The sequence below is a fragment of the Alphaproteobacteria bacterium genome (assembly GCA_016124955.1).
Lineage (GTDB): Bacteria > Pseudomonadota > Alphaproteobacteria > UBA9219 > RFNS01 > RI-461.
Genome location: WGMR01000004.1, coordinates 98568 through 116609, shown reverse-complemented (window position 1 = coordinate 116609; position 18042 = coordinate 98568). Strand labels below are relative to the sequence as shown.

At 61.3% G+C, this 18042-nt stretch carries 18 protein-coding genes and 1 pseudogene; 9 read left to right on the top strand and 10 right to left on the bottom strand.

Annotation, left to right across the window (positions count from 1 at the left end):
* Positions 1-29 precede the first annotated feature (29 nt).
* Positions 30-446: a hypothetical protein gene (locus GC131_02905; GenBank protein ID MBI1273019.1), complete on the bottom strand. Its 417-nt coding sequence runs from the start codon at positions 444-446 to the stop codon at positions 30-32.
* A gap of 194 nt (positions 447-640) precedes the next feature.
* Here GC131_02905 and GC131_02900 point away from each other — a divergent pair, with 194 nt between their 5' ends.
* The 4 genes from GC131_02900 (at position 641) to GC131_02885 (ending at position 6102) form a co-directional block, all read left to right on the top strand.
* Positions 641-3283, top strand: a complete 2643-nt coding sequence (locus GC131_02900; GenBank protein MBI1273018.1) for a leucine--tRNA ligase — start codon at positions 641-643, stop codon at positions 3281-3283.
* On the top strand, positions 3280-3807 hold the full coding sequence (locus tag GC131_02895; GenBank protein ID MBI1273017.1) for a hypothetical protein: 528 nt from the start codon (positions 3280-3282) through the stop codon (positions 3805-3807). Before GC131_02900 ends, GC131_02895 begins: the two co-directional genes overlap by 4 nt.
* Positions 3808-3880: 73 nt before the next feature.
* Positions 3881-5092, top strand: a complete 1212-nt coding sequence (locus tag GC131_02890) for a hypothetical protein (GenBank protein ID MBI1273016.1) — start codon at positions 3881-3883, stop codon at positions 5090-5092.
* Positions 5089-6102, top strand: a complete 1014-nt coding sequence (locus GC131_02885; GenBank protein MBI1273015.1) for a DNA polymerase III subunit delta — start codon at positions 5089-5091, stop codon at positions 6100-6102. The genes GC131_02890 and GC131_02885 overlap by 4 nt, the downstream gene beginning before the upstream one ends.
* 89 nt (positions 6103-6191) lie before the next feature.
* On the opposite strand, the gene GC131_02880 is transcribed toward GC131_02885, so the two are convergent.
* From GC131_02880 to mnmG, 4 genes are all read right to left on the bottom strand, one after another.
* The gene (locus GC131_02880) at positions 6192-7175 is read right to left on the bottom strand and encodes a ParB/RepB/Spo0J family partition protein (GenBank protein ID MBI1273014.1); all 984 of its coding nucleotides are present in this window, start codon (positions 7173-7175) and stop codon (positions 6192-6194) included.
* A gap of 19 nt (positions 7176-7194) precedes the next feature.
* Positions 7195-8049, bottom strand: coding sequence for an AAA family ATPase (locus GC131_02875; GenBank protein MBI1273013.1), 855 nt, complete (start codon positions 8047-8049; stop codon positions 7195-7197).
* 100 nt (positions 8050-8149) lie between these two features.
* A complete protein-coding gene (gene rsmG / locus GC131_02870) occupies positions 8150-8884 on the bottom strand; it encodes a 16S rRNA (guanine(527)-N(7))-methyltransferase RsmG (GenBank protein ID MBI1273012.1) in 735 nt (244 codons plus the stop codon).
* A 21-nt stretch (positions 8885-8905) separates the two neighbouring features.
* Positions 8906-10765, bottom strand: a complete 1860-nt coding sequence (mnmG, locus tag GC131_02865; GenBank protein ID MBI1273011.1) for a tRNA uridine-5-carboxymethylaminomethyl(34) synthesis enzyme MnmG — start codon at positions 10763-10765, stop codon at positions 8906-8908.
* Positions 10766-11071: 306 nt separating this feature from the next.
* On the opposite strand from mnmG, the gene GC131_02860 reads away from it, so the two are divergent.
* Complete coding sequence (locus GC131_02860; GenBank protein MBI1273010.1) at positions 11072-11788, top strand: hypothetical protein; 717 nt, start codon at positions 11072-11074, stop codon at positions 11786-11788.
* Between the two features lie 54 nt (positions 11789-11842).
* The gene (locus GC131_02855; protein ID MBI1273009.1) at positions 11843-12565 is read left to right on the top strand and encodes a TSUP family transporter; all 723 of its coding nucleotides are present in this window, start codon (positions 11843-11845) and stop codon (positions 12563-12565) included.
* A gap of 27 nt (positions 12566-12592) precedes the next feature.
* On the opposite strand, the gene GC131_02850 is transcribed toward GC131_02855, so the two are convergent.
* From GC131_02850 to GC131_02840, 3 genes are all read right to left on the bottom strand, one after another.
* A complete protein-coding gene (locus tag GC131_02850) occupies positions 12593-13150 on the bottom strand; it encodes a hypothetical protein (GenBank protein ID MBI1273008.1) in 558 nt (185 codons plus the stop codon).
* Between the two features lie 138 nt (positions 13151-13288).
* Positions 13289-14653, bottom strand: coding sequence for a tRNA uridine-5-carboxymethylaminomethyl(34) synthesis GTPase MnmE (mnmE, locus tag GC131_02845; GenBank protein ID MBI1273007.1), 1365 nt, complete (start codon positions 14651-14653; stop codon positions 13289-13291).
* 41 nt (positions 14654-14694) lie between these two features.
* Positions 14695-14922, bottom strand: a complete 228-nt coding sequence (locus tag GC131_02840; GenBank protein ID MBI1273006.1) for a hypothetical protein — start codon at positions 14920-14922, stop codon at positions 14695-14697.
* A 90-nt stretch (positions 14923-15012) separates the two neighbouring features.
* Here GC131_02840 and GC131_02835 point away from each other — a divergent pair, with 90 nt between their 5' ends.
* Positions 15013-15555 (top strand): hypothetical protein, encoded by a 543-nt coding sequence (locus GC131_02835; protein ID MBI1273005.1) that lies wholly within the window; start codon positions 15013-15015, stop codon positions 15553-15555.
* On the opposite strand, the gene GC131_02830 is transcribed toward GC131_02835, so the two are convergent.
* Together GC131_02830 and GC131_02825 are read right to left on the bottom strand one after the other, a co-directional pair.
* Positions 15552-15887 (bottom strand): (2Fe-2S) ferredoxin domain-containing protein, encoded by a 336-nt coding sequence (locus tag GC131_02830; protein ID MBI1273004.1) that lies wholly within the window; start codon positions 15885-15887, stop codon positions 15552-15554. The two genes, GC131_02835 and GC131_02830, sit on opposite strands and share 4 nt — an antisense overlap.
* Positions 15888-15996: 109 nt before the next feature.
* Positions 15997-16206: pseudogene (locus GC131_02825) on the bottom strand (hypothetical protein).
* A gap of 151 nt (positions 16207-16357) precedes the next feature.
* Here GC131_02825 and GC131_02820 point away from each other — a divergent pair.
* Positions 16358-17053 (top strand): dienelactone hydrolase family protein, encoded by a 696-nt coding sequence (locus GC131_02820; protein MBI1273003.1) that lies wholly within the window; start codon positions 16358-16360, stop codon positions 17051-17053.
* 2 nt (positions 17054-17055) lie between these two features.
* Entirely contained in the window at positions 17056-18030 is a 975-nt protein-coding gene (locus GC131_02815; protein MBI1273002.1) for a zinc-binding dehydrogenase, read from the top strand.
* The last annotated feature ends 12 nt before the right edge of the window (positions 18031-18042 follow it).

Here is an 18042-nt window from a genome sequence, read left to right as displayed (position 1 = left end):
GAAGTTTTTCGTTTTTTCGGCAAATTAAACTAACGCGGGCCCGTGCCGGGCCCGCCGGCGTCCAGATTCGCGCGGCGCTCGGCTTCGATGCCGCTGCGCACCGGCTCGGCCCCGTACCCGATCGCATCGAACCCGGCAATCGCGAGCGGATTGCCGTGCCGTGAAACCACGGTCACTTCCGCGCACCGCCCGCTTGTCACAAGGCCGGATGCCTGTTCGCCGAGCGCCGCGCGCAAGCCGATTGCTACAAGCGACCCTTCCTGAATGACCGGCATGGTACGATCGTCATAGGCGGCAAGGCCGGTTTCGCGCGCGCCCCGCGTATCAACCGCCAGCGTGCAAACGGGCCGCGTATCCGCCCCCGGTTCCTGCGCGGCAGCGCGCGGGCCGCCAAGTTCAAGCGCGGCGGCGGCCAGCGCCATAATTTTCGCCTTCATGCCCTTCATACGCAAATCCGCCCCTGAAAAAGGGGGCAATCTATAACGGCGCGAAGGCCGTCTGCAAAGCCGCTTTTACTTGCAAGGAGCAGAAAAAACCGCCCCCGCGAGGCAGGGCGCGCCGCCTTGCCTCTGGCGCGGGCGGAAAAAAGCTGTAAATTCGGGCCCCAGACCCCGTATTTGCAGCAGGCCGCCGATTAACCATGCGTTACAACCCCGCCGAAACCGAAGAGAAATGGCAAAAGATCTGGGAGGAAAAGCAATCCTTCCGCGCGATCGAGGATAAAGCGCGCCCGAAATATTACGTGCTTTCCATGTTTCCCTATCCTTCGGGGCGTATTCATATGGGCCATGTGCGCAATTATACGCTGTCGGATGTGGTGGCACGCACCAAGCGCGCGCAAGGGTTCAACGTGCTTCACCCCATGGGCTGGGATGCTTTCGGCCTGCCGGCCGAGAATGCGGCGCGCGAGCGCAAAACCCACCCGGCCAAATGGACCTACGGTAATATCGACACCATGCGCGGCGAACTGAAGCGCATGGGCCTCGCGCTCGATTGGTCGCGCGAACTCGCGACCTGCGATCCCGCTTACTACAAGCACCAGCAAAAACTGTTCATCGATTTCATGAAGGCCGGGCTGGTGTACCGCAAGGAAAGCGTGGTGAACTGGGATCCGGTCGATAACACCGTGCTCGCCAACGAACAGGTGATCGAGGGCAGGGGGTGGCGCTCCGGCGCGCTCGTGGAAAAGCGCAAGCTCGCGCAATGGTTTTTGAAAATTACCGATTACGCCGACGAATTGCTTGCCGCGCTGGGCACGCTCGACCGCTGGCCGGAAAAGGTCCGGCTGATGCAGGAAAACTGGATCGGCAAATCGCAGGGTGCACAGTTGCGCTTCAAATTGTCGGACGATGAGGCGCAATCGCGGTTGCGCGAAGCGCATGCGAGCAATCAAAAAGCTGGCGAAGCGCAGAGCAGTCGCGCTAACGATATAGAAGTTTTCACGACGCGCCCCGATACGCTGTTCGGCGCGTCGTTCCTTGCGCTTTCGCCCGGCCATCCGCTCGCCGCCGCCTGCGCGGAAAAAAACCCGCAGCTCGCGCGCTTCATCGAAGAATGCAACCGCACCGGCACGTCGGAGGCGGCGCTGGAAACCGCGGAAAAACAAGGTTTCGATACCGGCCTTATGGTCGCGCATCCTTTCGATGCGAACTGGCGCCTGCCGGTCTATGTCGCCAATTTTGTCCTGATGGAATATGGCACGGGCGCGATCTTCGGTTGCCCCGCGCACGATCAGCGCGATCTTGATTTCGCGCGCAAATATAATCTTCCGGTTAAGCCTGTCGTGATCCCGGCGGGGGAAGACGCCGCCGCCTTCAAGGTGGGCGATGAAGCCTATACCGGCCCCGGCGTGCTGCAAAATTCGGGATTCCTTGATGGCATGGAAGTCGAAGCCGCCAAGGCGGCGGCGATCGCGCAAATCGAAAAACAGGGTGCGGGCAAGGGCACAACGCTTTTCCGTCTGCGCGATTGGGGCGTCAGCCGCCAGCGTTACTGGGGCTGCCCCATTCCCATCATCCACTGCGAGAAATGCGGGCCCGTGCCGGTCGCTTCCGCCGATCTGCCGGTTACGCTGCCCGAAGATGTCGATCTTGAAAAGCCGGGCAACCCGCTCGCCAACCATCCGACCTGGAAAAATGTATCGTGCCCCGCGTGCGGCGCGAAGGCCGTGCGCGAAACCGATACCTGCGATACCTTCGTCGATAGCAGCTGGTATTTCGCGCGCTACTGCTCCGCCGGGCTTGAAAGCGCGCCGCTCGATGCGGCGGCGTGCGATTACTGGCTGCCGGCCGATCAGTATGTCGGTGGGGTCGAGCATGCGATCCTGCATCTGCTTTATTCCCGCTTTTTCACGCGCGCGATGAAAAAAACCGGGCATCTGAAAATCGACGAACCCTTCACCGGCCTGTTCACCCAAGGCATGGTCTGCCACGAATCCTACAAGGACGAAGCAGGGAAATGGCTGTACCCCGAAGAGATCGTCAAAAATCCGGACGGCACGGCGCAGCATGTCGATACGAAAAAGCCGGTCACGGTCGGCCGCGTCGAGGTCATGAGCAAATCGAAGCGCAATGTGGTCGATCCCGGCCGCATCATCGGCAGCTACGGCGCCGATACCGCGCGCCTGTTCACGCTGTCCGACAGCCCGCCCGAACGCGATCTTGAATGGACCGAAGCCGGCGTGGACGGCGCATGGCGCTATCTGGGCCGCCTGTGGCGCCTGGTGGTGGAACCGGCGCTGCCGCTGCCGGCAGCAGGCACGGCCATGCCCGCAAAACTAAGCGAAGCCGCGCAGGAAGCGCGGCGCAAAATCCACCGCACCATCGCCGATATTACGGTCGATTACGATCGCTTCCATTTCAACAAGGCGGTCGCGCGCGTGCGCGAACTATCGAACGCGCTTGCCGCGCTCGGCGAGACGGGCGGCAGCGACGCGGGCGATGCCTGGGCGCTGCGCGAAGGGCTTGAAGCGCTGACGCAGCTTGTCGGCCCTATGCTGCCGCATATCGCCGAAGAAATGTGGCAGCGGCTCGGCCATAAAACCATGCTGTGCGAAACGCCGTGGCCGAAGGCGGATCAAACCCTGCTCGTCAGCGATACGGTCACCATGGCGGTGCAGGTGAACGGCAAGCTGCGCGCCACCATCACGCTGCCCGCGGGAACGGACAAGGCGCGCGCGGAAGCGGCGGCGCTGGCCGAAGAAAACGTGCAGCGCATCCTTGCCGGCGCGGCGCCGCGGAAAGTGATTGTGGTGCCCGATAAAATCGTGAACATTGTGGCATGACCCGCCGTCGCCTCATCCTTCTTCCGGCCCTTGCGTTCCTGCTCGCCGCTTGCGGTTTCAGCCCCGTTTATGGCCCGGGCGCTGGGGGTGCGGATGCGCCTACGGCTGCAAAGATGAACCGTATTTATATCGAGAATATCGAAGATCGCGCGGGCCAGAAATTACGCAACATGCTGATCGATCGCATGTATATAGGCGGCCGCCCGGCGCAAACCGATTACCGGCTCGATGTAAAGCTGACAAGCTACGAAGCCGATCTCGCGATCCGGAAAGACGCCACCTCGGCGCGGTCGCAGCTGAACATGCTGGCGCATTATGCGCTTTCCGACAGGGCAAGCGGCAAGGTCTTGCTTGAAGGCGACACCAACGCCATCGCCAGCTACAACAGGGTCGATGCGCAATACGCGGTGCTGGCTGCGGAAAAGAATGCGCAAGATCGCGCGCTGCGCGATATATCAAACAAGCTCATTAACCGTATTAGCCTGTTCATGGCCAATATGGATAAAGCGCCGGCAAGCCGTTAAAGCCGCAAAAAAACCGCAAATCGCTGGTGGGATGCGCTTACGCCGTGCCGTATTACGCGTTATGATGCCCGCCATGCTCCGCCCCGTTATCCTCGCCCTTTTTATTGTGCCTCTGGCGCTGCCGGCCCATGCGCAGGAAACGCAGCCATGGTTTTGGGCGGCCAACAACGACCGGAAAGCAACCGAACCCGCAAGCACGGAAGCCGCGCAAGATGGCGGCGCGCAAACACAAAGCCCCGAAGAAGCCTTGCTCGATTGGCAGCTCCAGAAATCCTGGGACTATAAGGATTTCACGGTCGAACAATGGACGGCGCCGGAGCCCGATGGCTCCCCCGGCCTCGCGCAAAGCCAGAAAATCGTGGTCCGCCGCGGCGGCACCATTCGCGATATGATCGAAGACCAGCTCGTATCGCTCGAATGGGTCGGGCTTGGCGAGGATGCGAATGAAAACACAGACGAAGCGGAACAAAATGAAGCGCCCGCAATGCCGGACAACGACGAGCTTCCGCTCGCGGCCATAACGGGCGGCGAAGCGAACGAGCTTGTGATCACGGCATGGTCCGGCGGCGCGCATTGCTGCAACACGACCTACATCGCGCGGCTCGCGCCCGGCGGCTACAAACGTTTGCTCACGCTGCCCACGGGGGATGCGGGCACCGAAATAAAACGCATCGACGGGGCCGAAGCCTGGTCGGTTGTCACCGCCGATACCGTATTCGCCTACTGGAACACCAGCTTCGCAGGCTCGCCGATGCCGAGCGTGATCTTCGCCTACGACGCGGCGTCCGACAGCTACAGGTTTTCCGGCGCGATGATGAAGCGCCGCGGCGCGAATGAAGCGCGCATCCGCGAGCGCGAACAGGAAATCGCGCCCGAAGACTGGGTGATGGAACCGGCCTTCAACACCATGCTTGTGGGCCCGACCATCGTCACGCCGCTGCCGCCCGTCGCGCTGTGGGATATCATGCTCGAATATATCTACGCCGGTCGCTGGCCCGCGGCGATCGCAGTACTCGATGCCAAATGGCCAGAAGATATCGCGGGGCGCGCCGAATTCCTCGCATCCTTCACTTGCCGTTTGCGCAAAAGCGCATACTGGGCCGATATCGCCGCGCTGAACGATTTGCCGCCCGGAACGGGCGCGCAAGCCTGCCCGATTGAATCCGGCAACGATCCCGGCGCGGCGCAGGATGACGGCGGCGACAGCGGCGGCAATAACGGCGGCGAAACGCCCGCGCCGCAGCCCGAACAGCCCGCCGCGCCAGCGGGGCCGGTGCCGTCATGAAGATCGCGCCCGCCCGCACCGACAGTTTTGTGAAAAGCCCGGATGCCGCGCTGCGCGTCGCGCTGGTTTATGGGCCGGATGCCGGCCTCGTGCGCGAGCGCGGCCTTTTGCTGGCGCGCACCGCGTGCGAAACGGCGGACGATCCGTTCCGCGTCGCTACGCCCGCGCCCGGCACGGTGGCGGAAGACCCTGCGCTTTTGATGGATGAAATGGCGGCGCAATCGCTTTCCGGCGGGCGGCGGCTCGTGCACATACAGGGCGCGGGCGACGGGCTCGCGCTCGCGCTCACCAACCTGCTCGCCAACCTGCCGGGAACCGACACGCTGCTTGTGATCGAGGCCGGCGATCTCGGCAAAAATTCCAAATTACGCAAACTGTGCGAGGGCGGCGGGTCGGAGACGGCGGCGATCGCCTGCTATACCGAAGACGGCCCGGCGCGACGCCGCACCATCGCCACGCTTTTGCGCGAACAGGGGTTCGAGGCGGACGGCGATGCGCTCGACCTGCTGGCCGAAACCGCGCCGGCCGATCGCATGGCGCTGAAAAGCGAGCTTGAAAAGCTTTCCATCTACGCGATGGGGCGGCAAAAAATTTCGCGCGCCGACGTGGCCGAAGCGCTGGGCGACGGCGGCGCGGCCGAGCTCGATGCGCTGGCGATGGCTGTGGGCGCGGGCGCGCCGGGGGAGGTGGCGCGGCTGGCGCAACGGCTGCTTTCCGAAAACATGTCGTTCGTGATGCTGCTGCGCACGGTGCAGCGGCACTTGCTGCGCCTGCAGCTCGCGCGCGCGGCGCTGGATAGCGGCCGCACCGCGACCGACGCGATCAAATCGCTGCGCCCGCCCGTTTTCTGGAAACACGAAACGCCGATGGTGCGGCAGCTGCAGCGCTGGAGCGCGGAGCGGCTCGCCCGTGCGCTGGTCCACCTTGCCGAAGCGGAAGCGCAATGCAAAAGCACCGGCATCCCCGCCGAAACCGTTTGCGCCCAGGCGCTCGTCACCGTGGCGCGGTAAAAGAGCGCGCGCCTTAACAGGATGGCGTTCTTTTGGCTGATTTTATTTGAAATTCGCTAGGCTGTGGCCGATGCCCGGCCTGGTAGAATTTACCCCCGCAACTTCCCGATCAACCCGTCGAGCTGCTCGAGATCCTTGTACGCCACCGTCAGCGTCCCGCTGCCGTCGGTGCGGGCCTTGAGCGCAACCTTGAGCCCGAGCGTGGCGGCCAGATCGCGCTCGAGCGCGATCACGTCCGCGGTGCGGATCTCGCCGCGCTTTTGCGCCTTGCCGGCTTTCTTGCCCTGCCGCGCCTTGCCGTCGCCATGCCGCTTGGCAAGCGCTTCGGCATCGCGCACCGAAAGGCTGTTTTCCGCAATAGCCTTCGCCAGCGCTTCGGGGTCGTCGGTCGCGATCAGCGCGCGCGCATGGCCGGGGCTGAGCGCGCCGCTGGCCAGCATATCTTTTACCGTTTGCGGCAACCCAAGCAGGCGCAGCATGTTGGTCACATGGCTGCGGCTCTTGCCCACGGTCTTGGCCAGGTCTTCCTGCGTATAGGAAAATTCATCCATCAGGCGCTGGTAACCTTCCGCTTCCTCGACCGCGCTAAGGTCCTGCCGCTGGATGTTTTCGACCAGCGCGACCTCAAGCGTTTCCTTGTCCGAAAGCGCGCGCACGACCACCGGCACGTCATGCACGCCCGCGATCTGCGCGGCGCGCCAGCGGCGCTCGCCCGCCACAATCTCGTATGAATTTTTTTCGGCAAGCGGCCGCACCAGCAGCGGTTGCAGCACGCCGCGCGCGCGCACCGAAGCCGCAAGTTCGCGCAAAGCGGTTTCGTCGAACTGGCGGCGCGGCTGGAAGCGGCCGGGCTGCAGCCAGCTTAGCGGCATGGTTTGCGGGCTTTTTTGCTGCGCGGTTTGCGGCGCGGTTTGCGGCGCGGGGCTTTGCGCGGCGGCGCCCGAAGCGGTAGCAGGCGCGCCCGGCGCTTGCTGATAGGATGCGTCGGCATCGCCGAACAGCGCCGCGAGCCCGCGGCCCAGCGGGGCCGGCTTGCCCGTATCTTTCAGCGCTGCGTTGGTTTTGTTGGTCATGGTTTTTTCTCCCTCAGTATTACGCCACGGCGCTTTCGCTCGCGCCCAGCGGCCTGCCTTCGCGCTTCAAAACCTCGCTCGCGAGATGCATATAGGCGCGCGAACCCGGGCATTTCAGATCGTAAAGCAGAACCGGCTTGCCGTGCGAAGGCGCTTCGGAAATGCGAACATTGCGCGGGATCACCGTGGTGAAAACGCGGTCACCGAAATAATCGCGCACGTCTTTCGCAACCGCTTCCGAAAGCGCGTTGCGGCGGTCGAACATGGTCAGCACCACGCCTTCGATCACAAGCCCCGGGTTAAAGCGCGTGCGCACCGCTTCCACGGTTTGCACAAGGTTGCTGATGCCCTCCAGCGCATAGAACTCCACCTGCAGCGGCACGATCAGGCTATGCGCCGCCACGAGCGCATTGAGCGTCAAAAGGTTCAGCGAGGGCGGGCAATCGATCAGGATGTAATCGAAATCCTTTTCGCTGCGCTCGAGCGCTTCGCGCAAGCGGCTCTCGCGCCGCTCGGCGTTCACGAGCTGGATCTCGGCGCCCGCAAGGTCGGCCGAGGATGTCACGATCTGCAAACCCGGAATGGGCGTCGCCGCCGCAACGTCTTCCACGCTCATGCCGTCGAAAATCATCTCATAGCCGCCACGCTCGCGCGCGCTGCGCGGCACGCCGAAACCGGTGGATGCGTTGCCCTGCGGATCGAGATCGACCACCAGCACCCGCATGCCGACGGCGGCAAGCGCGGTCGCGAGATTGACGGTGGTGGTGGTTTTGCCGACCCCGCCTTTCTGATTAACGATCGCGATGATGCGGCACCGTTCGGGCGGCGTGATGCCGGGCGCGACGCCGCCGGACTTGGTTTGATCTGAGCTCATGCGGCGCTTCCTTGCTGCTTTCGGGTTATGGCTTTCTGCAAACTGTATTATTATAATAACACATTACTACAATCGCGCGGTCCTGTTTCCGTCCTCCCGCCTATTTCGGCTCCGGGTCGGGCTCCGGCTTCGGCGGCGGGGTCACAACTTTTTGCGTCGAAACGCCCGCCTTGGTCACATGCCCCAGCCCGCGCCAACGGACATCCTTGCGGGTGCTTTGATTATGGCCGACGCCCTGCAACACCAATACGAATCCGGAAGGATCGCTAAGGCTAGCATGCCTGCTGGCTTCAAAGTGCCAATCTTTGGCTGCCGCTGTCAATTCTTCTTCAACATGCTGACCCTTAAGGAAAATCATGATCCCGCCCTTATCCAGAAACGGGAAAGCATAGGGAATCAGCTCATCCATATGCGCCACGGCACGCGCCGTCACAACGCTTGACCGTATGTTGCGCACAAGCTCGGACCGCTCGGCATGAATATGCACCTCAAGCCCAAGCTCTGTTGCCACCGCCTCAAGGAAACGGGCCTTTTTCTGGGTTGCTTCAATAAGGTTTACGTGTGGCGCACCCAAAATTGCCAGCACCATGCCGGGAAAACCTGCACCGCTGCCAATATCGGTCACGCTTCTGGTCCATTGCGGCAGGTATGGCATCAATTGCGCGCTATCCAGAAAATGGCGGGTCCATATCTCGGACAACGTGCCCGGACCAACCAAGTTCATCTTCTTTTGCCATTCGGTAAGCATCGCGGCATAGCGATCGAGCTTGTCCAATGTTTCACGTGAAACATCGGGAAAATGGGTCAGGAATGTTTCACGTGAAACATCGGTCATAAATATCACCTATATTGTTGATTATGCTGCTTTTTTACTGCGTTTAACATAGCGCAAGAGTGCCAGGGTGGCCGCTGGCGTAACCCCCGGAATGCGCGCGGCCGCACCAAGCGTCTGCGGACGTACCTGCGCCAGTTTTTGCCGTACCTCAGCCGAAAGCCCGCCGATGGCATCGAGATCCAGGTCGGCCGGCAGTCGCAAAGCTTCATCCTTCTCGAAGGCCCGAATATCGGCATCCTGTCTGTCCATATAGCCGGCATAGCGGCCATCTGTCTCGATTTGATTCAAAATTTCTGTTTTAATATCAGATAGTTGTGGCCAAATTCTGGTCAATGTTTCACGTGAAACATCGGGATAGGCCAGCAAATCCATGGCGCTACGCCGCACCCCATCCTGGTTGATGTGCACGCCCTGTTTCACAAGCGCGGTTGGGCTGGCAGAAAATCCTTCAGCCATCGTCCGCGCGCGGGCCAGCTCGCTCATCTTGCTCGTGAATTTCTGCCGTCTTTCTGGCCCCACGCATCCGAGCTCCAGGCCCGCCGGGGTAAGGCGCTGGTCGGCATTGTCTGCCCGTAACTTAAGCCTGTATTCGGCGCGGCTTGTGAACATGCGGTAAGGCTCGGCGGTGCCACGGGAAATCAGATCGTCGATCATCACGCCGATATAGGCTTGCGTGCGGGAAAGGGTGAAGGGCGAGCTGCCGCTTGCCTTGAGCGCAGCATTCAGCCCGGCAATCAGCCCCTGTGCCGCCGCTTCCTCATAGCCCGTGGTGCCGTTGATTTGTCCCGCCAGAAAAAGCCCGGGCGCGCGCTTGACTTCGAGCGATGCGGTCAGTTCCCGGGGATCGACATAGTCATATTCAACCGCATAGCCGTGGCGCAAAATACTAACATTTTCAAGACCTTGTATGGATCGCACGAGTGCATCCTGCACATCACGCGGCAGCGATGTTGAGATGCCGTTTGGATATACGGTGTGATCGTCTAGCCCTTCGGGCTCGAGGAAAATCTGATGCCGTTCCTTGTCTGCAAAACGCACAACCTTGTCTTCGATCGAAGGGCAATAACGCGGGCCCGTCCCTTCGATCTGTCCCGAATAAATCGGCGAGCGGTCGAGGTTGGCGCGGATCATGTTGTGCGTGTCGGCAGATGTGTAGGTCAGGCCGCAGCAAACCTGGGGATTTGTGATCGCGGATGTTAGGGTCGAGAAGGGTATAGGCGGTTCGTCGCCCGGCTGCATTTCAAGCCCGGCCCAATCGATCGTCCGGCCATCGAGCCTCGGGGGTGTACCGGTTTTGAGCCGGCCAAGCGCGAGCCGGAGCCGTGCAAGCGTGGCCGAAAGCTTCGTGGATGGCGCTTCACCTATACGGCCAGCCTGTATCTTTTCGGCACCGATATGAACAAGGCCACGCAGGAACGTGCCCGTCGTAATCACAACGGCTGCGGCACGCAGCACTTCGCCCTGCTCGGTCACGATACCTTCGATACGGTTATCGGCGCCAACGATCAGATCGCCCACGGCGCAGGCGCGAATGGAAAGGTTTTGCTGACTGCCGAGCACTTCCTGCATATAGCGGCGATAAAGTTTTCGGTCCGCCTGCGCGCGCGGGCCTTGCACGGCAGCGCCCTTGCTACGGTTCAAAAGCCGAAACTGGATCCCCGCGCGGTCAGCCACCCGGCCCATGACGCCATCCAGCGCATCAATTTCCCGAACCAAATGGCCCTTCCCGAGCCCGCCGATTGCCGGGTTACACGACATTTCGCCTATGGTTTCAGGCTTATGCGTAGCAAGCAGCGTATGCGCGCCAAGCCGCGCGGCCGCGGCGGCGGCCTCACAGCCCGCATGGCCACCGCCAACAATGATGACATCAAAATCCTGCATGGCCGGAAGGTATAGGGCGAAACGCCCGCGCGCGCAAAGAATGTGCGCTGATGGCGATATTTAACGAACTTTTGTTGCACAATTAAAAAAAATTTTGAGACAGGCAGGGATATCAGCGTCTTAGCCGCAAAGGCACCCATAAGGCCAATGACACAAAAATTATTGTTATATATCATATGTTTAATGATTGATTGTTAAAGCTGTGGCTTAACAATTTATGGATATATTTTGGTTAAAATTAACCTTTGTGCGGTTATTTCGGGCTTTGCGGCCCGGTGCCGCGAAACAAGGGATCGGAACAGGCCCATGGCCACCGAATTACATATCGATGAAGTGCGCGGCCTTCTGATGGCCGCCAAGGAGCGCATCGCCGGCGAACGCGAGGCCATTTTGGCCGCGCATAGCCTTTCGGCCGATTGCAGCCGCGACGAATACGCCTTCGCTTATATGCAGGCCGAGCGCATGGGCATGCGCGCGATCCGTCACCAGCTCGATGAACTGGCATGGCTGCCCACCAGACTTGACCCGGACGGCGAGGTTGGCGGCGCGGGTGATGGCAACACCGCCGTGCGTGAACAGATGCGCGCGTGGATCACGCGCGGCCGCAACAACGAAGACGGCCAGCACGGCATCGCGCCGGATGCCATGATTTTCGGCAACGATTTCATCCATGCGCTGACGCGCTGCGGGCTCGCGACCGGCCCGGCCAAGACGCGCATGCGCGCGATGGCGACGCGCATCGGCACCCTGTTCCACGATCTTTCGCTGCTTGTCAGCAGCCTGCATTGCTGCAACACGTTGCGCGAATTTAATATCGATTACATCGAGCTGAGCGACCCGCAGGACCAAGTAAGCATCGCGCAGGAACTGGCAATGGTCGCGGATTATCTTGTGAGCGAGGCCGAAGCCTTGGTCGAACAACAAAAAGCGGAAACCAGGGCGGCGCAGAAGAAAAGTGTTCCGCATCTCCGGCTCGTGAAAAGCGACGTCGATTTCAGCGGCGACTACGCGCCGGCACACTAAACCCGGACTATCATACAAATTTCCCACCCGGCGCTTTTCCTGCCATAAAAGCGCATGGAAATTTTCCTGAGTGTCGTTATCGTTTTTGCCACCTCGCTTGTCGAGGCCACGTTCGGTTTTGGCGGCGGTCTTGTCGCCGTGCCGTTGCTTAGTCTCATGTTCGGCATCAAGGACAGCGTGACGCTTTTCCTTGTGTTTCAGGCGCTCAAAGGCGTACTCCTGCCTTTTATCTGGCGTCATATCGATTGGAAGGGAATCGGCGTGATCGCCGTGGTTTTCCCTGCCGCCTCCGCGCTCGGCTTGTTTTTGCTCAACACGGTCGATGACAGCCTGCTTAACTTCGTGCTGGCCGGCTATTTGGTTTTTTATGTCGCGGCGGGCGCGCGGCTGAAGTTTCCGCAATTGCGCGGCGTGAAAAACGTGGCGGCGCAGGCGGCGGCGGGCGCGGCAGGCGGGGTAGTTTCGGGCATATCGGGCATGGGCGGGCCCTTTATCGTGACTTATTTGAAAACCCTTTCGCTGAACAAGGAAACATTCCGGGCAAGCGTTCTGTTGATTTTGTTCGCAGGCAATGCGTTGCGTTGCGCGCTCAGCGGCACGGCCGGCATGTATCATGGGGAAATTCTGACGTTGTTGCTCATTTGTTTGCCCGCGCATTTGCTGGGGCTCGCGGTCGGCTACAAGGTTCCGCGCCTGATATCGGAAGACAGGTTTCGCGCCGCCATCAACATACTGCTCGTGGCGGCGGCCATCTCGCTGCTCGCCAAGGGGCTCTGAGCCTCTTCAATCCGTCTATATTGAAAATCAGTGCGGGCCGGTCATGCCGGCATTGCGCATTGCGTTCGCGGACAATCCCATAATACCCGCGCCCGCAACGGCCGTAGTCATCGCGCCGTTGAGCCCGAAGGCCGTAACGGCCGGCGGTATAAGCGCCGCAAAGCCAGGCATAAGCAGGGCCGCAAGGCCGAATGCGGTCAGGCCCGCGCCAACAAGGAAGGCGGTCGTGCGCGGATGTTCAACGACGGCCTTCGCCGCCCTGCCGAACATGTTATCGCCGAGCACCGCCATCGTCACGTTGGCGACGCCGGAAACCGCGCCCCATGCGGCGTAAGCGCCTACGCAAAGCGCCGCGCCCAGAAGAATTGTGGGCGCCAGGGCCGCAGCTGTGGGCGCCGCGATGGAAAGCGCTGTAAGGCCTGCGATGATTTTACCGGTTAAATAAGCCTTGGCGACCGGCATTGCCACGGCGCCGACGGCAAGGCCGGACACAATAATGCCGCGTGTCGTCCTCGCCCAGTTCTGCCTGCCAAACATAAGTTTGCCGGCGCCAGAAAAGAAACTGTCAATGCTGTTTGCGGCCATAATTGAAACCCCTTTGAGCGAATGGCTTTATAAAAAATTCCGGCGCAAGCGAAGCGCATCATCATTCGCATAAAGACCATGGGCGCACATTCTGTCAAGAATTTGGCGCACGAATGTTGGTTAATACGCTGATTTTCTTTATTTCCCGATACAAAAATCGCGAAATATGACATCGAGCAAATCTTCAACATCGACCCGGCCGGTGATGCGCCCGAGCGCGCGCAGCGCAAGGCGGGCATCTTCCGCGCGCAATTCCGGCGCAACCGCCATCGATGCGCGCAACAATGCCCCGCAACATTCCTCCAAAGCTTCGCGGTGGCGGGAACGGGTAAGGGACGGTGCACCGGTATCGGCAAGACGCGCGGCCACGGTTTGGGTAAGCGCGGCGATAAAGTTTTCCATGCCCGCACCGGTTTTCGCGGAAAGCGGATGGACCGATGCGACGGGGGCGGACAATGCTTTCGCCGCGCCCTCGATATCGGATTTGTTCAAAACCGCCATGCTGGCGGGGCCGGCCAGCGCCAAGGTCGCGGCATCGGGCGGCGTCGATGCGAGCAAGGCGGCATCGAACACCAGCAGCGTAAGATCGGCCGCGCGGGCGCGCGCCAGCGCGCGGCTTACGCCTTCGCTTTCCACCGCGTCGGCGCTTTCGCGCAAACCGGCGGTATCGGCAAGCGTGACCGGATAGCCGCCGAGATCGAGCCGCACTTCAATCACATCGCGCGTCGTGCCCGCCTGTTCCGCGACGATCGCCGCTTCGCGCCGCGCCAGCGCATTGAGCAAGGATGATTTGCCGGCATTGGGCGCGCCGAGAATGGCGATATGGAAGCCTTCGCGCAAACTTTCGCCGCGCCTGTCTGCCAGATGCGCTGCGATATCGCCCGCCATCGCCCGCAATTCGGCCAACGGCGCATTGTACGCATCGGGGGGAAGGTCTTCGTCCGCGAAATCGATATCGGCCTCAAGATGCGCGAGCGCGCGGGTCAGGCGCGCGGCCCAGCCGTCATACAGGCGCGCGAGCGCGCCGTCCATTTGCCGCAACGCCTGTTTGCGCTGCGCTTCGGTTTCCGAAGCCGCAAGATCGGCAATCGCTTCGGCCGCCGTCAGATCGAACTTGCCGTTTTCAAAACCGCGGCGGGTAAATTCGCCCGGTCCGGCATGGCGCAAGCCGGGCTGCGCGCGTAACGCTTCCGCCACCGCTTCGGTCACCGCGCGGCCGCCATGCACATGCAATTCGACGACGTCTTCGCCCGTGAAGCTGCCGGGCGCCGGAAACCAGAACAGCAACGCACGATCCATAATTTCTTTCGTGCCGGGATGGCGCAATGTGCGCAACGCCGCCGTGCGCGGCGGCGGCAGGGTTGCGGCGCAAAGCGCCGTAGCGGCGGCGCCCGCTTGCGGGCCCGATATGCGCAGAACGGCAATACCGCCGCGGCCGGGCGCGGAGGCAAGTGCGAAGATGGTTTCGGCGGCATTGTTGGCGGGCGCGGGATTTTCAGACATGCAGAAATGTATAACCGCATGCGCGCACGCAGACCAGCGGGCTAGCCGGTATAGGACGCCATGTAATCAAGTACGCGTTGCATGGTTTTGCGGCGCGGTTCGCGCCCCCGGCGCAGCTGGAACACAAGACCCGGATCGTTGACCGCGCATTTGCCCAGCATGCTTGCCGACATGCCGCTACGGCGCAGGAACAAATCCACCGCCGCAAGGAACTGTTCGGGCGCAAGTTGGCCGGAAAACGCAGGCGGGTATGGGCCGGGGGTCATCATGCCCACAGAATGTATAGGGCGTTTCCTATATGTCAATAGGATATTTTATATATTGTGTACTTATCTTCCTATGTATATAGTATTTATCCTATGACCGAGATGAAAAAACAAACCGGAAGACAAGAAGGCGCGGGCGACCCGGTGCGCAACCGGCTGCGCGCGCGCATGCAGGAACGCGGCCTTACGGACCGCGAGGTTTCGCTGCAGCTCGGCAAAAGCCATTCATACATGAACCAGTATTTCGAGCGCGGCACGCCGCGCAAGTTGCCCGAAGATGTGCGCTACCGGCTCGCCTCCCTGCTGGAAATGCCGGAAGCGGCGTTGCGCGATCACTTCGATATGACTTATTTACAAACAGCCGGCGGCACGAACAAGGCCGGTATCGCCGAAACATCCGGCGCGGGCGCGGGCGGGCGTATCGCCAACTTGATCGCGCACATACGCATGACGCTGCGCGCCGAATATTTCGGCAATGACGGACCGCTTGATCTCGAAGAAGTCACGCGGCTTGGCGATGCCTTGATCGAACATTTTTCGGAAGGCGCGCTGGCGGGCGCGCTGCCGACACGCATGGATTTGTTGCGGCAGGCCGAAACTTTGCTGAAGTACAAGGGTATCGGCGGGGAACGCTAGGCCGTTTGCGCGCGCGGCGGCAGTAACAGCCGCGCAACGCGCGCGCCGCCTTGCAAATGCGAAGCGATAATTTCATCGACATCGGCTTCGTTTTTTGGCGCATACCACACGCCTTCCGGGTATATGACGATGCAGGGCCCAAGCTCGCAACGGTCAAGGCACCCGGTCCCGTTGACGCGCACGGCTTCCAGCCCCGCTTCCTTCACACGCCGCTTCATATAGTTGCGCAAACGCTCGCTATCCTTGTCGGCGCAGCAGCCGCGTTCGTGCCCGGGCGCGCGCTTGTTTGTGCAGCAGAAAATATGCGCCCGGTAAAAGGGTTCGGCTTCCATGCCGGCCTTATTCGTTTCCGCGTCCGCCGCCGGATGCCAGGCGGGCGATGTTGGCGGCGTTTTGCATGGTCTGTTGCATGGTTTGCTGCACCGTTTGCTGCATGCCGCCCCAGAACAGTTTTTGCATTTCCTGCAGGCTGTCGGCTGAGCCGGGCACAAAAGCCTGCAGCATCTTCGAAGGGTCGGTGGCCTGCAGGCCGATTTGCATGCGTTCCTGCATTGCGCTCATCAGCGCTTCTTGCAGCGGCTGCACATCGGGAAGGCCCATAAACGCACGCGCCTCTTCGGGTGTGCATTCTATATTCATGGTGATTTTCATGGCTGCGCTCTCCGGCCCGTGTTGTGTGCCAGGTACTTTACGCCACAAGCGGCGCGGTTACAAACCGGCGGCCCGGCATGGACAAACCGCGGCGAGCCGCATAATCTGGCCCCATACAAGCAAATGCCCATGCGGAAAGGACGCGTCTCCCATGCCCGATACGCAAATCACCTCGCTCGACGGCGGCACCTTCAACGGCTATATCGCCCTGCCTGCCAGCCAGCAGGGCCCGGGCATGATCGTTTTGCAGGAAATTTTCGGTGTGAACGCAGCCATGCGCACGATCTGCGACCGCTATGCCGCCAAGGGTTATATCGCTATCTGCCCGGACCTGTTCTGGCGCCAGCAGCCCGGCGTGCAGCTGACCGATAAAAGCCAGGAAGAATGGGATAAGGCGATCGCGCTGATGAACGGCTTCGATATCGAACGCGGCGTGACGGATATTTTGGCCACGCTCGGGCATATGCGCAACATCAAGGGTTGCAGCGGCATGGTGGGCGCGGTCGGTTACTGTCTTGGCGGCAAGCTGGCCTGCTTCGCGGCATCCCGCACCGATGTCGAGGCGGCGGTGAGTTATTATGGCGTCGGGATCGAGGGTATGCTGGGCGAGATCCCGGATATACGCCGCCCCTATATGATGCATATGGCGGCGAAGGACCGCTTCGTTCCTGCGGACGCGCAGGCAAAAATCGCGCGCGCGGCCGAACGCAACAAGAATATCGTGATCTACACTTACGAAGGCGTCGATCATGCTTTCGCGCGGCCGGAAGGCCAGCATTACGACGAGGCGGCGGCGATGCAGGCCAACCGGCGCACGGATGAATTTTTCGCCAAACATCTTAAATAGTCATGCCCGCCGTCATACGCATTCATGAATATGGCGGCAGCGACAAGCTGGCACATGAAGATATAGCCTCGCCCGCACCCGGGCCGGGCGAAGCCTTGATCCGGCAGGATTTTATCGGCGTAAATTTCCGCGATATTTATCAGCGCACCGGGTTATACCCGCTGCCCGCCTTGCCCGGCGTGATCGGCGGCGAAGGCGCGGGCACGGTCGAGGCGGTGGGGACGGGCGTTACGGATGTGAAGCCGGGCGACCGCGCCGCCTATGCCGCGCCCGAGCCCGGCGGCTATGCCACGTACCGCACCATCGCCGCTTCGCGGCTGGTGCCGTTGCCGGAATGGCTAGATAACAAAACAGCAGCAGCCGTAATGGTGCAGGGCATGACGGCGGAATATTTGTTGTTCGGCGCGTATCAGGCGCTGGCGGGACAAAGCATTCTTGTGCATGCCGCCGCGGGCGGGGTGGGCCAGCTTTTGTGCCAATGGGCCAGCCATCTTGGTCTTGCCGTAATCGGCACCGTCGGCAGTGACGCGAAAGCGGAAATCGCGCGGGCGCGGGGTTGCGTGCATGTCATCAATTATGCGCGGGAAAATTTTACGGACGCCGTGCGCGCGTTCACGAACGGGGAAGGCGTGCACGCGGTTTACGATGCCGTCGGCGCCGCCACTTTCAATGGCAGCCTCGCCTGCCTTCGCCCGCGCGGCACGCTCATTAGCTTTGGGCAGGCTTCGGGGCCTGTGGCGCCTTTCGACATTCTCAAGCTTTCCGGCGGGTCGCTGCATCTGACGCGGCCTTCGCTGTTTTCCTATACGGCAACGCGCGCCGAGCTGCTGCAGCGCGCCGCCAACCTTTTCATGGTTCTGAAGAACGGCAGCGTGAAGCTGGCGCCGCCGGCAGAATTCCCGTTTGCCGCCGCTGCTGCAGCGCACGATGCGCTGGAAGGACGGAAAACGACCGGAAAGATTTTGTTGGCGGTCTAAAAGCCTCTGGCG

What these genes read in the sequence shown, in the direction of transcription:
- GC131_02840 (MBI1273006.1), bottom strand. Translation starts at nt 14,922, where the DNA reads ATGATGACCCCCGGCCCATACCCGCCTGCGTTTTCCGGCCAACTTGCG.
- GC131_02830 (MBI1273004.1), bottom strand. Translation starts at nt 15,887, where the DNA reads ATGGAAGCCGAACCCTTTTACCGGGCGCATATTTTCTGCTGCACAAAC.
- mnmG (MBI1273011.1), bottom strand. Translation starts at nt 10,765, where the DNA reads ATGCAGGATTTTGATGTCATCATTGTTGGCGGTGGCCATGCGGGCTGT.
- GC131_02875 (MBI1273013.1), bottom strand. Translation starts at nt 8,049, where the DNA reads ATGAGCTCAGATCAAACCAAGTCCGGCGGCGTCGCGCCCGGCATCACG.
- GC131_02860 (MBI1273010.1), top strand. Translation starts at nt 11,072, where the DNA reads ATGGCCACCGAATTACATATCGATGAAGTGCGCGGCCTTCTGATGGCC.
- GC131_02905 (MBI1273019.1), bottom strand. Translation starts at nt 446, where the DNA reads ATGAAGGGCATGAAGGCGAAAATTATGGCGCTGGCCGCCGCCGCGCTT.
- GC131_02850 (MBI1273008.1), bottom strand. Translation starts at nt 13,150, where the DNA reads ATGGCCGCAAACAGCATTGACAGTTTCTTTTCTGGCGCCGGCAAACTT.
- rsmG (MBI1273012.1), bottom strand. Translation starts at nt 8,884, where the DNA reads ATGACCGATGTTTCACGTGAAACATTCCTGACCCATTTTCCCGATGTT.
- GC131_02855 (MBI1273009.1), top strand. Translation starts at nt 11,843, where the DNA reads ATGGAAATTTTCCTGAGTGTCGTTATCGTTTTTGCCACCTCGCTTGTC.
- GC131_02895 (MBI1273017.1), top strand. Translation starts at nt 3,280, where the DNA reads ATGACCCGCCGTCGCCTCATCCTTCTTCCGGCCCTTGCGTTCCTGCTC.
- GC131_02815 (MBI1273002.1), top strand. Translation starts at nt 17,056, where the DNA reads ATGCCCGCCGTCATACGCATTCATGAATATGGCGGCAGCGACAAGCTG.
- GC131_02890 (MBI1273016.1), top strand. Translation starts at nt 3,881, where the DNA reads ATGCTCCGCCCCGTTATCCTCGCCCTTTTTATTGTGCCTCTGGCGCTG.
- GC131_02835 (MBI1273005.1), top strand. Translation starts at nt 15,013, where the DNA reads ATGACCGAGATGAAAAAACAAACCGGAAGACAAGAAGGCGCGGGCGAC.
- GC131_02900 (MBI1273018.1), top strand. Translation starts at nt 641, where the DNA reads ATGCGTTACAACCCCGCCGAAACCGAAGAGAAATGGCAAAAGATCTGG.
- GC131_02885 (MBI1273015.1), top strand. Translation starts at nt 5,089, where the DNA reads ATGAAGATCGCGCCCGCCCGCACCGACAGTTTTGTGAAAAGCCCGGAT.
- mnmE (MBI1273007.1), bottom strand. Translation starts at nt 14,653, where the DNA reads ATGTCTGAAAATCCCGCGCCCGCCAACAATGCCGCCGAAACCATCTTC.
- GC131_02880 (MBI1273014.1), bottom strand. Translation starts at nt 7,175, where the DNA reads ATGACCAACAAAACCAACGCAGCGCTGAAAGATACGGGCAAGCCGGCC.
- GC131_02820 (MBI1273003.1), top strand. Translation starts at nt 16,358, where the DNA reads ATGCCCGATACGCAAATCACCTCGCTCGACGGCGGCACCTTCAACGGC.